The organism is Arthrobacter sp. 49Tsu3.1M3 (assembly GCF_900168135.1).
In the GTDB taxonomy this organism is placed as follows: domain Bacteria; phylum Actinomycetota; class Actinomycetes; order Actinomycetales; family Micrococcaceae; genus Arthrobacter.
Genome location: NZ_FUZD01000019.1, coordinates 75,823 through 87,683, shown reverse-complemented (window position 1 = coordinate 87,683; position 11,861 = coordinate 75,823). Strand labels below are relative to the sequence as shown.

11 protein-coding genes are annotated in these 11,861 nt (G+C 67.7%); 5 read left to right on the top strand and 6 right to left on the bottom strand.

Annotated elements, in window-relative coordinates; all coding sequences use genetic code 11:
• Together B5X90_RS17080 and B5X90_RS17075 are read left to right on the top strand one after the other, a co-directional pair.
• On the top strand, positions 1 to 242 hold a 242-nt coding region (locus tag B5X90_RS17080; RefSeq protein WP_143264793.1), incomplete at its 5' end, for an integrase core domain-containing protein.
• Between the two features lie 219 nt (positions 243 to 461).
• On the top strand, positions 462 to 1,937 hold the full coding sequence (locus B5X90_RS17075; RefSeq protein ID WP_079555143.1) for a sugar porter family MFS transporter: 1,476 nt from the start codon (positions 462 to 464) through the stop codon (positions 1,935 to 1,937).
• A 119-nt stretch (positions 1,938 to 2,056) separates the two neighbouring features.
• Here the strand turns inward: B5X90_RS17075 and B5X90_RS17070 are convergent, their stop codons facing one another.
• The 5 genes from B5X90_RS17070 to B5X90_RS17050 all read right to left on the bottom strand — a co-directional run bounded on the left by B5X90_RS17070 (position 2,057) and on the right by B5X90_RS17050 (position 7,892).
• Complete coding sequence (locus tag B5X90_RS17070) at positions 2,057 to 3,283, bottom strand: MFS transporter (protein ID WP_079555142.1); 1,227 nt, start codon at positions 3,281 to 3,283, stop codon at positions 2,057 to 2,059.
• Between the two features lie 38 nt (positions 3,284 to 3,321).
• Positions 3,322 to 3,786 (bottom strand): MarR family winged helix-turn-helix transcriptional regulator, encoded by a 465-nt coding sequence (locus B5X90_RS17065; protein WP_079555141.1) that lies wholly within the window; start codon positions 3,784 to 3,786, stop codon positions 3,322 to 3,324.
• 188 nt (positions 3,787 to 3,974) lie between these two features.
• Complete coding sequence (locus B5X90_RS17060; RefSeq protein ID WP_079555140.1) at positions 3,975 to 5,123, bottom strand: mannitol-1-phosphate 5-dehydrogenase; 1,149 nt, start codon at positions 5,121 to 5,123, stop codon at positions 3,975 to 3,977.
• Positions 5,123 to 7,105: a PTS mannitol transporter subunit IICBA gene (locus B5X90_RS17055; protein WP_079555139.1), complete on the bottom strand. Its 1,983-nt coding sequence runs from the start codon at positions 7,103 to 7,105 to the stop codon at positions 5,123 to 5,125. Before B5X90_RS17055 ends, B5X90_RS17060 begins: the two co-directional genes overlap by 1 nt.
• A 58-nt stretch (positions 7,106 to 7,163) precedes the next feature.
• Positions 7,164 to 7,892 carry a TetR/AcrR family transcriptional regulator gene (locus B5X90_RS17050; protein ID WP_079555138.1) on the bottom strand — a complete coding sequence of 243 codons (729 nt, stop codon included), beginning with the start codon at positions 7,890 to 7,892 and terminating at the stop codon, positions 7,164 to 7,166.
• A gap of 184 nt (positions 7,893 to 8,076) precedes the next feature.
• Between B5X90_RS17050 and ptsP the strand changes: the two genes are divergently transcribed.
• The 3 genes from ptsP to B5X90_RS17035 all read left to right on the top strand — a co-directional run bounded on the left by ptsP (position 8,077) and on the right by B5X90_RS17035 (position 10,551).
• On the top strand, positions 8,077 to 9,762 hold the full coding sequence (ptsP, locus tag B5X90_RS17045; protein WP_079555137.1) for a phosphoenolpyruvate--protein phosphotransferase: 1,686 nt from the start codon (positions 8,077 to 8,079) through the stop codon (positions 9,760 to 9,762).
• A 22-nt stretch (positions 9,763 to 9,784) separates the two neighbouring features.
• Positions 9,785 to 10,207 carry a helix-turn-helix domain-containing protein gene (locus tag B5X90_RS17040; RefSeq protein ID WP_079555136.1) on the top strand — a complete coding sequence of 141 codons (423 nt, stop codon included), beginning with the start codon at positions 9,785 to 9,787 and terminating at the stop codon, positions 10,205 to 10,207.
• A 74-nt stretch (positions 10,208 to 10,281) separates the two neighbouring features.
• Positions 10,282 to 10,551, top strand: a complete 270-nt coding sequence (locus B5X90_RS17035; RefSeq protein WP_079555135.1) for a hypothetical protein — start codon at positions 10,282 to 10,284, stop codon at positions 10,549 to 10,551.
• An 8-nt stretch (positions 10,552 to 10,559) separates the two neighbouring features.
• On the opposite strand, the gene B5X90_RS17030 is transcribed toward B5X90_RS17035, so the two are convergent.
• Positions 10,560 to 11,780, bottom strand: a complete 1,221-nt coding sequence (locus B5X90_RS17030) for a PucR family transcriptional regulator (RefSeq protein WP_079555134.1) — start codon at positions 11,778 to 11,780, stop codon at positions 10,560 to 10,562.
• Positions 11,781 to 11,861 lie beyond the last annotated feature (81 nt).

Genomic DNA, 11,861 nt, shown 5'->3' with positions numbered 1-11,861 from the left:
TCCGCCAGGCCGTCACGGACCTCGGAGCCGTTCAGCGCTTCATCAAGCCCCACTGCCCCTGGACCAACGGCAAAGCCGAACGCTTCAACCGGACCCTGCAAACCGAATGGGCCTACCGGCAGGCCTTCACAAGCAGCACCCACCGCCAAGCCGCACTTGCGCCCTGGCTCCAGCACTACAACACTGAACGAATCCACACCGGCATCGGAACCACACCCACCACCCGGGTGTCACCAACCTGATGGCTCAGTACAACTAGGGCGGTCCCGAGGTCTGGACCACGACGACGGCAGGCAGTCTTTCGGACTGCCTGCCGTCGTCGTCCGCCCTCAGCCGCAGCAGCCGAAAAGTGTATGTTTCGTCTCACTTTCCGGTGGTTGTGACAGGCGGCACGCCGGGTCGGGTGTAAGACTGGGTAGTTGCGGCGAAAGCCGTGGACCGCGAACTGCCAAGGGAGCCGTATGACCACCACCCATGACCAGACCGCCGCCAAGATCCCCAAAAGGGTCATTTGGCTGGCCGTAGCGGGCGCCGTCGGTGGCTTCCTCTTCGGCTTTGACTCCTCCGTCGTCAACGGTGCCGTCGACGCGATCAAGGACGAGTTCGCCCTCAGCGAGGCCGTGACCGGCTTCGCCGTCGCCGTGGCCCTCCTCGGCTGCGCGGCAGGGGCCTACCTGGCCGGCAAGATCGCCGACCGCTACGGCCGGATCCCGGCCATGAAGCTGGGTGCGCTGCTGTTCCTCGTCAGCGCCATCGGCACCGGGTTCGCGTTCGGCGTCTGGGACCTGATCTTCTGGCGCCTGGTGGGCGGGCTCGGCATCGGCCTGGCCTCGGTGATCGCGCCGGCCTACATTTCCGAAATCTCCCCCCGCCACGTCCGGGGCCGCCTGGCCTCGCTGCAGCAGCTGGCGATCACCACCGGCATCTTCGCAGCCCTGCTCTCCGACGCTGTGTTCGCGACGTCGGCCGGCGGCGCGGACCAGGCCCTGTGGCTAGGCTTGGAAGCCTGGCGCTGGATGTTCATGGCCGCCGCCGTCCCCGCGGTCGTCTACGGCTGGATCGCCTTCACCCTGCCCGAATCGCCGCGGTTCCTGGTGTTCCAGGGCAAGGACGAGGAGGCCCTGAGGGTCTTCAAGTCGATCGCCCCGGACGAGGACTCGGACCGGCACCTGCGCGACATCAAGAAGGCCATCGACGAGGACAAGCTTGCCGGCCAGAAGGGATCCCTGCGCGGCAAGGCCCTGGGCCTGCAGCCGGTGGTCTGGATCGGCATCATCCTGTCCGTGCTGCAGCAGTTCGTCGGCATCAACGTGATCTTCTACTACTCCACCACGCTGTGGAAGGCCGTGGGCTTCCAGGAAAAAGATTCGCTCACCATCTCCGTGGCCACCGCCGTCACCAACATCCTGGTCACGCTCGTGGCAATCGCCCTGGTGGACCGGATCGGGCGCCGTCCGATCATGCTGGCCGGCTCCGTCGGCATGGCCCTCTCGCTGGGCACCATGGCGCTGGCCTTCGGCTCGGCCACCGGCTCCGGCGACGCTATCTCGCTGCCCGGGGCGTGGGGTCCGGCGGCACTGGTCGCCGCCAACGTCTTCGTCATCAGCTTCGGCGCCTCCTGGGGCCCGCTGGTGTGGGTGCTGCTGGGGGAGATCTTCCCGTCCCGGATCCGCGCCCGGGCCCTGGGCCTGGCCGCGGCCGCGCAGTGGATCGCCAACTTCGCCATCACCCTGAGCTTCCCGGTCATGGCCGCGGCCTCCCTGCCGCTGACGTACGCCATGTACGCGCTGTTCGCGGCGGCGTCGTTCTTCTTCGTCATGTTCAAGGTCCCGGAGACCAACGGCATGTCCCTGGAGCAGGCCGAAACCCTGTTCGTGCCCAAGGGATCCGCAAAGGAAGCCGCCAAGGAGTCGGCGAAAGAGTCCGCCAGGGCCTGAGCCGGCGCTTCTGTGAGGCCCGCCGCGGCCTCAGCGACCCGACAAAGAACGCCCATGCTTCCTCGGAAGCATGGGCGTTCTTTGTCACCTCAGCGGGTTCTGCACAACACCGGGCGTTGCTACACCACGTGCGGCTCGTGCGCGGCCAGGTAGCGGCGTCCGCCGAAGACGACGGCAATGGCGGCCACCATGGCCAGCGCGCCGGCGAAGAAGGGCACCTGCGGGCCGAAGTGCTCGCCCAGCTGCGCCGCGGCAAACGGTGCCAGAGCGCCGCCCATCCAGCGCACGAAGTTGTAGCCGGCCGAGGCCACCGGCCGCGGCGAGTCGGAAACCCCCATGGCCAGCTCCGTGTAGATGGTGTTGTTGATGCCAAGGAGCGCCCCGGAAATAACCACGAGGACGACGACGGCCGGCACCGAGTGCCCGGCGGCCAGGCCCAGTCCCACAAGGTCGAGCATCAGCAGGACCAGGGTGCCGGTGAGGACCCGGACCGCTCCGAAGCGGTTCTGCAGCACCGGGGCGGCAAACACTGAGAAGACCGCGACGGCCACGCCCCAGCCGAAGAACACCCCGCCGATCCCGTAGGCGTCCATGCCGAGGATGAAGGGCGTGAAGGCGAGGACGGTGAAGAAGCCGTAGTTGTAGAACAGGCCGCTGGCCGCCGTCGTCCGCAGTCCCTTGTGCCCCAGGGCCAGCAGCGGATCCCGGAGCCGGACTTTCCGCTCGGGCAGCGGCGTCTTGGGCAGCAGGGCAATCAGCGCGATGAACGCGGAGGCCATCAGCACGGCCGTGCCTAAGAACGGGGCGCGCCACTGCCAGCCGCCCAGCAGTGCGCCCAGGAGCGGGCCGAGGGAAATGCCCAGGCCGAGCGCGGCCTCGTACAGGATGATCGCCATGCCGGCGCCGCCGCTTGCGACGCCGACGATCACGGCCAGCGCCGTGGCCACGAACAGGGCGTTGCCCAGCCCCCAGCCGGCGCGGAAGCCGATGAGCTCAGCCACGCTGCCCGACGTGCCGGACAGGGAGGCGAACACGACGATGACCGCCAGCCCGATCAGCAGCGTCCGCTTCCCGCCGATCCGGGAGGAAACGTAGCCGGTGATCAGCATGGCGACGGCGGTCACCAGGAAATAGCTCGTGAAGAGCAGCGACACCTGGCTCGGCGAGGCGTCCAGGTTCTTGGCGATTGCCGGCAGGATGGGGTCCACGAGGCCGATCCCCATGAAGGCGAACACCGCCGCGAGGGCCGTGGCCCACACCGCCTTGGGCTGTTTGAGCAGTGAGGCCTTCTCGGCCTCGAGGGTTACTTCCGCTGCCGGCAGGGTGTCGGCGGGCTGGCCGTGCATGGGGGCACTCCTAAGTGATTGGAATTGTTGGGTGAAGATCAGGCCAGGAGCGTCGCGTTGATCCTGCCGATGACCGGGAGGGCGGCCGCGAGGGCGGCGCGGTCTTCGTCCGAAAGGGACGAGAGGACGCCGGCCATGACGGTGTTGCGGCGCTCGTTGGCGGATGCGACGGCGGCGAGGCCGGCGTCCGTGAGGGTGACCCGGACGGCGCGGGAATCGTCGGGGTCCGGCTCGCGCCGGGCGAGGCCGGCGCGTTCGAGCTTGATGATCTGCTCGGTGGCACTAGGCACTTTGACGCCGAGGTTCCGGGCGATTTCGCCCACCCGCACGCCTCCTGCGGCGGGCCCGGCGTCCAAAAGCATCTTGAGCATGCTGAGCTGGGCGGCACTGAGTTCGCCGTCGGCGTCCAGGCGGCGGACGAGGTAGATGCTGTGGCGGAGGGCCTCGCGGAAGTCCTCGGCGAGAGCGAGGAGGCCCGGGTCGGCCGGTTCACTGTCGTTCATAGTTAGGTAGCCTAACAGTTAGGCAACCTAATGGTCAATAATCAGGCCAGACCCTCCCTCACTTTTCGCGTCAAAAACGCAGGCCCTCCCTCACCAAAAGTGAGGGAGGGCCTGCGTCGGACCATCAGCTGAGGGAGCGTCACCGAAAAACCCGCGCGATCTGAGGGAGCGTCGTTCGGCTGGAGGGGCTAGACGACCGCTTTGGCCTCCTCGATGAGGGAGGAGACGGCGGCAAAGAGCGGGTGGTCCGCCGGCAGGCCGGTGATCTTCTCCGTGGCCTCGTCCGGCGTGGACGCGGAGAGGATTTTCGCCAGCTCCACCGCCTCGGCGTCGGCCGGATCATTGAAGCGCAGGGCCGCGGCGATGGCCCCGAGCAGCGCCTCGGGGACAATTCCGCGTTCGGCCAGCTCGGCAGCGGGACCGATGAAGCGCTCGTGCCGGCTGAGTTTGCGCAGCGGGGCACGGCCCACCCGGGTGACGGTGTCCGGGAGGTGCGGGTTCGAGAAGCGGCCCAGGATTTTTTCCACGTACGCCTCCTGCTCGGCCCGGTTGAAGCCGTGCTTGGCCACCAGCAGCTCCTTGGTTTCGTCCAGGACGGCGCGCACATCGGCCGCGACGTCCTGGTCGGCCATGGCCTCGGAAATCTTGCCCAGCCCGGCCTCGAATCCGAAGTAGGCTGCCGCCGCGTGCCCCGTGTTGACGGTGAACAGCTTCCGCTCGATGTACGGTGCCAGATCGTCCACGAACGTCGCGCCCGGGACCACCGGCTCCTTCCCGGCGAACGGGGTACGGTCGATCACCCATTCGTAGAACGTCTCCACCGTGACGTCCAGGCCCTGCCCGGCCTCCTGGTTCGGCACAATCCGGTCCACCGCCGTGTTGGCAAACACGGCGGCCGCGTCCAGGGCGCCCGCGGCCGGATCCCACTGGGCAACGACCTCGGACTTCAGGATGTCCGTGGCGTTGATCGCGTTCTCGCACGCCATCACCTGCAGCGGCGCCAGCCCGGCGGCACGGGCGGCGATCCCCTTGGCGATCACGGGCGCCACGAACTTCAGGATGTGCGGCCCCACTGCGGTGGTGACAATGTCCGCCGTCGCGATTTCCGCGACGACGTCGGCTTCCTGGGTGCCGGAGTTCAGCGCCCGGAAGTTGTCGACGGTACGGACAGCGGGGTTCTCTCCGACCTCGTGGACCTCGTAGCTGTCCGCGGCGGCCAGCTCGGTGATGAGGGCGTCCGCGACGTCGGCGAACACCACCTCATACCCCGCGTCGTGCAGCAGCAGGCCCACGAAGCCGCGCCCGATGTTTCCGGCTCCGAAATGAACAGCCTTCACTAGGAATTGACCTTTCCGAACAGGGCCAGCACTTCGTCAACCGTGGTGGCCGCCTCGAGCTGGGCCACCTGGGCCTTGTTGGTGAAGACCTTGGCGATTGAGGACAGGATGTGCAGGTGTTCGTTGTTGACGCCGGCCACACCGACGACGAACTTCACTTCCTTGCCGTTCCAGTCGATGCCGTTCGGGTAGCGGACAACCGAAACCGCCGACTTCATGATGTGGTCCTTCGCGGCGTTGGTGCCGTGCGGGATGGCCAGGAAGCTGCCCATGTACGTGGAGACGGATTCCTCTCGTTCGTGCATGGCATCCACGTAGCCGGAGTCGACGGCGCCGCGGTCCAGCAGCAGCTGCCCGGCCTCGTCGATCGCGGCGTCCCGCGTGGTCGCGTGGCCGTTGAGGACGACGCTTTCGGCCACCAGGATGCCCGCGGGACCCTCCTCGGCTTCTGCCTCGGCGGCCGCGGGGGCCTCTGCGGTGGCGGTGCCGGCGGCGGCCGCGGCAGGGGCCGCCTCCGTGGCGCCGGGTTCCGTGTTGCTGGCCTCGACCAGTTCCACGATCTCGTCGTACCGCGGGCTGTTCATGAAGTTGTCCACAGAAACATGCACGGCGCTGGCGGTCGCGGGCTTGGCCCTTTCGGTCAGGTCCTGGTGGGTGATGACGACGTCGTACGTGTCGGTGAGGTTGGCGATCGCGGAGTTGGTGACCTTGACGTCCGGGAATCCGGCGGCCTTGATCTTGTTGCGGAGCACCGAGGCGCCCATCGCGCTGGAGCCCATGCCGGCGTCGCAGGCAAAGACGATGTTCTTGATCGGGGTGGCGAGGACGGCGACGCCGCTGGCGCCCACGCCCTCACCGATCAGGGCCGCGGACACCGAGCTCTTCTTGCCCTTCAGGGCCTCCATCCGGTGGGTGGCCTGATCGAGGTCGTCTTCGGCGGGCGCCTTGCTGGCCTTCAGGACCACCGAGGCGATCAGGAAGGACACCGTGGTGGCAAACAGGACGGAGAGCGTCACGCCGACGTAGCTGTCGCGTGCTGTTGAGGCGTAGACCGCGATGATGCTGCCCGGGGCTGCCGGGGAGCGGAGTCCGGCGCCGGTAACCACGAGCGTGAAGATGCCGGTCATGCCGCCGCCGATTGCGGCGAAGATCGTCATCGGCTTCATCAGCACATACGGGAAGTAGATCTCGTGGATACCGCCGACGAACTGGATCACCGCTGCGCCCGGCGCGGATGCCTTGGCCAGGCCCTTGCCGAAGAATGAGAAGGCGAGCAGGATGCCGAAGCCCGGACCGGGGTTGGCTTCGAGCAGGAACAGGATGGACTTGCCCTGCTCGAGCGCCTGCTGCGTGCCCAGCGGGGTGAGGATGCCGTGGTTAACGGCGTTGTTGAGGAACAGGACCTTTGCGGGCTCGATGAAGATGCTGGTGAAGGGCAGCAGGCCGTTGGTGACCAGGAATTCGACGACGGCGCTGGCGCCATTGCTGAAGGCCTTCACAATCGGGCCGACCACCAGCATGCCGACGACCGCCATGGCGGCGGCAACGATGCCTGCCGAGAAGTTGTCGATCAGCATTTCGAAGCCCGGCTTGACGCGGCCTTCCCAGATCTTGTCCAGCGTCATCATGATCCAGGCAGTGAGCGGGCCAAGGATCATGGCACCGATGAACATGGGGATGTCGGTACCGACGATGACGCCCATGGTGGCCACCGCGCCCACCACGCCGCCGCGCACGCCGTAGACCATCCGGCCGCCGGTGTAGCCGATCAGCAGCGGGAGCATGTACGTGATCATGGGCCCGACAAGCTTGCCGAGCTCCGCATTGGGGAAGAAGCCGGCCGGGATGAAGAGCGCCGTAATGAAGCCCCAGGCGATGAAGGCGCCGATGTTGGGCATGATCATTCCGGACAGGAACGTCCCGAATTTCTGGACGTGTACGCGCATGCTGGTGCGTGGTTTCGCAACTGTCTCTGTTGCCATGTGAGTTCCTAACCGTCGTTCCCGCTGCATTGCAGGATGGTCCGATAATTTCGCCGAGCTAGCTGGTGGAGCTGTTGGAGATCCGGTGGAGCCATTCGAGGAAGAGCTTGAGTTCCGAGCTGGAGAGCTGGTCCGAGTGGGACGCCTGGAGTGCTGCGTTCAATGCGATGGCCGCCACAACCACTGAGGACTTTCCGCTGTCGACAGAACCGTTGTCCCGGGCCTGCTCGGTGGAAACCGCAAAGATCATGGCGTCGCGGGTCATGGCGGAGAGCTCGAGGTTCCGCTCCGGCACCTTTTCCGCGATCAGCATGAGGGTCATGCCCACATTGGCCGCCAGGATGGACCTGGCCGCCTCCTTGGGCGGTACGTTGAGCTGGCCGGAGACAGCCGCCTTGTTCAGCATTTCCTCCATGAGGGCCTCGGCATCGGCGACGATGGCCGGACGGTTCTCAGGACGGATATTTCCGAACATGACGAGGTACAGTTCCGGCTGCTTCAGCCCGAACTGGACATGGTTGTCCCACATCCTCCGGATGTCCTCCAGAGGTTGGCCAGAGGGCGCGAAGTCCCGTTCGCCCGCGACATATTCGTCGAAACCTGCTGCGACGACGGCGTCGAACAGCCCTTCCTTGTCACCAAAGTGGTGGTAGAGGGTCGGTGCCGTAACACCGGCCAGCTGCGTGATCTGGCGGGTCGAGACTGCGGATCCGCCGGAGTTGGCCAGCAGCTCGGCGGCCGCACGCAGCAGCCGGGCTTTGGGTGGTAGCTGGCCATTGATACTCATAACCGCTACCCTAGCACCTATAGCAACGCTATATGAACTGCATCACATACAATTTTTTCAGGTGCCGTGACCCGCCCGCTGCCGTAGCCGTCAGCCGCAGGCGCAAATGATCAGCAGGGTCGCTGCGGCACCTGGTTTACCGGCTTAGTGGCCACTGACCTACGACAGAAAATGAGGACCTTCAGTGCAGAACTTCCCAGGAGTAGGCGTTAGCCCCGGCCGCATCATCGGAACCGTCCGGCAGATGCCCAAACCGATCAGCGAACCGCCCGCCGGAGAGCAGCTTCCCGCCGGCGTCACGGCGGAGGACGCGACGGCGGCGCTGAAGGCCGCGGCGAAATCCGTCCACGACGAACTGAAGGCCCGCTCCGAGACCGTCTCGGGCGACGGCAAGGCCGTCCTCGAGGCCACGGCCCTCATGGCCACTGACACCATGCTGCTCAAATCCGCCGCCAAACTGATCGGCCGTGGCACCTCCGGGCAGCGGGCAATCTGGGAAGCCGGCGCCTCGGTTTCGGAAATGCTGCACAACCTGGGCGGCTACATGGCCGAGCGCGCCACGGACGTCCTGGATGTCCGCTCCCGGATCGTGGCGGAACTGCGCGGAGTCCCCGCGCCGGGCATTCCCGTGTCCCCCACCCCGTTCATCCTCGTCGCCGAGGACCTGGCCCCGGCCGATACCGCCACCCTGGATCCGGAGAAGATCCTGGCCCTGGTCACCGCCGGCGGCGGTCCGCAGTCCCACACCGCGATCATTGCCCGCTCGCTGGGCCTGCCCGCCGTGGTCGCCGCGGCCGGAGTCGACGAGCTCGCCGACGGCACCGAGGTATACGTGGACGGCGCGGCCGGCCTCATCACCGCGAACCCCGACGAGTCCCAGCGCGCGGCCGCAGCCCACTGGGCCGCCACCGCCTCGCTGCTCGCCGCCTTCGACGGGACTGGCACGACAGCGGACGGCCACCTCGTGCCGCTCCTGGCCAACGTCGGCGGCGCCAAGGACGCCGTGGCCGCGGCAGGCCTGAACGCCCAGGGCGTGGGACTGTTCCGGACCGAGTTCTGCTTCCTGGAGCGGGACACCGAACCGACCGTCGAGGAACAGGCCGCCGCCTACCAAGGCGTCTTCGACGCCTTCCCGGGCAAGAAAGTGGTGCTCCGCACGCTCGACGCCGGCGCGGACAAGCCGCTGCCGTTCCTGACCGACGCCACCGAGCCCAACCCCGCCCTGGGCGTCCGCGGCTACCGGACCGATTTCACCACGCCGGGGGTCCTGGAGCGCCAGCTGCAGGCCATTGCCCTGGCGGAGAAAGCATCCGAGGCCGACGTCTGGGTGATGGCCCCCATGATTTCCACCGCTGAGGAAGCGGCACGCTTTGCCTCGCTGTGCACTGCGGCAGGGATCAAGACGCCCGGCGTCATGGTGGAGGTCCCGTCGGCGGCGCTGACGGCCGAGGCCATCCTCCGCGAGGTCGGCTTCGCCAGCCTGGGCACCAATGACCTCACCCAGTACGCCATGGCAGCCGACCGCCAGCTCGGCCCGCTGGCCGCCCTGAACACCCCCTGGCAGCCGGCCGTACTGCGGCTCGTGGGCCTGACCGTGGAAGGTTCCGCGGCCGAGGGCCACAACAAGCCGGTGGGCGTGTGCGGCGAGGCCGCGGCGGACCCTGCCCTCGCCGTCGTCCTCACGGGGCTGGGTGTCACCACGCTGTCCATGACGGCGCGTTCCATCGCGGCCGTCGCCGCCGTGCTGAAGACCGTGACCCTGGCCGAAGCGCGGGAGCTGGCCAAGCTGGCCTTGTCCGCGCCGAGCGCTACCGAGGCCCGGGCCTGGGTACGGGCAAAACTGCCGGTCCTGGAGGACCTTGGGCTGTAGTGGCTGCCGCTAGGATGCACTCATGGCACTGATAGCCCCCCGGGTGACGGCCGGCCTCCCGGCCGATGATGCGCAGAAGCTCAGGTACGCCCTCGACGGCAGCCACGACATCACGGTGTTCGTGGACGGCACCGTCCACCGGCTGCCGCCCGCGGCGCGGGACGCCGTCGTCGATCTGCTGGGCCGTTTCAGCCGCGGCGAGGCCGTGACGGTCAGCAGCGTCGAGGAAATGCTGACGACGTCCCGGGCCGCGGAGCTTGCGGGGATCTCGCACACGTATCTGCGGAACATGACCGACCGCGGCGAGATCCCGGTGGAATACCGCGGAACGCACCGCCGGATCCGGCTGGCCGACATCATGGCGTGGCTCGAAACGCAGAAGAAGAATGGTGCCGGCGCCGGGACGCCGGCCGGCCAGGATGACGAGGCTGCCGGTGCTTCATGAAGCAGTGATAAGGATCAAGCAACGATCCCTGTCCGGCGCGGAGGCACTGATATCCCGCGGGTTAAGCTTGGAATGTGGGTAAATTCAGAGGGTGGCACATCGTGGCAGGGATCGCCGCCATGCTGCTCGCTGGCATCTTCGGAACCGCGATGGGCCTGAACAACACCGCCACGTATTTGGCCAGCGGCGTTGCTTTCGTAGCGGTGTCGCTCTGGGTGGACAGCCGGATTTCCCGCCGTCGGAGCGCTGCCGGCAACTCCGGCGCCGGCCAGGACCTTGGCCAGGACGCCGGCCTGGATGCGAAGCCGGCCCTCGACGCCGACCCGTCCAAGCGCGACGGCTAAGCGCGCCGTTAGATTCTGGGCCGGCCGGCCCAGCGCCGCGCCTTGAGCCCGGCATGCAGTTCCAGCCGCACCATTCCCTTCAACGGGTCCACGCCCAGCAGTTGGCGGATCCGGCCAAGCCGGTTGTAGATGCTGCTCCGGTGCAGGTGCAGCTTGGCCGCAACCTCCTGGACCGAGCCGTCGTTGTCGTAGAACAGCTCCAGCACGGGCAGCAGCTCGTGGTTGCGGTCATGGTCCTCGAGGAGACGGAAATATACGGAACCCGCGTCTGCCCAGGCCCCCGCGCCGCCGCCGGCCGAGGCCAGGAGCTGGTAGACGCCGGTGGCCCGGCAGTCGACGAGCTCGCCCAGCTGGGGATCCACCGCCGCGGCCTGGGCCGCCTGCCGTGACTGCCGGTAGGCCTCGGCCAGTTCCCGCGGCTTGGCGAATCCCTCGGAAGTGCCCAGGATGATCCGCCGGACCGTGCGCCCGGAGCGTTTGGCGAGTTCGAGTTGGTAGTGGACCAGCACCTGGGCGTGGTCGGCGCGTCCCGTGGATTCCTTGAAGAGCACCACCGCGTGGGTCTCCGTGCCGGCGCTGAACAGTGCGGCGTCCACCCCGATGGTCGCCTGCAGCGCCGCGGAGCGGTGAATGAGCGTGTCGGCGATGGGATCCGAGCCCCCGGCCCAGCCATCCGCGTCCAGGACGGTCACCAGCTGCCAGGGCCCCTTGCCCTGGACCTCTTTCCAGCCTGCAACGGCCGCCGCCGCGTTGGCCTCCCCGGCGCACGCAGCCAGGAACTCCTGCTCGCGCCGGCGCCGGAATTCGGACTCCGCCGTGTTGGAATCCAGCAGCAGGGAGGACAGCTGCTCCAGCTCCGGCGCCACGTCCGGCAGCTGGGCGAGGACGGTCGCGGCGCTGGGCTCCCCGGCGTCGAGCTGGACCCACAGATACCCCACCCGGAAGCCCCGCACCAGCAGCGGCACGCACACGCGCCCGAGCATGCCGAGGTCCGCGTTGGCCGGCACGACGACCGGCCGGACCGCCGTCGCGATCCCGTGGGAGAGCTGCCACGCGATAACGTCCACGGGGACCCGCTTGCTGAGCAGGAAGTTCACCCGGACCCGGTCCGCATGGGATTGGTTGGAGCTGTAGGCGAGGAGCAGACCGTCGAGGTCCTCGAGGGAGAGGCCGCGGCCCAGCCGCTGCGCCACCTGCTCCACGAGCTGCTCCACGTCCTGCTGTTGCATCCTGCCAGACTACTGCCCCCGCCCGCCGCACTGCGAATACATCCGGGACGGACACGAGCCGACACCTGACGTCCGCTCCCT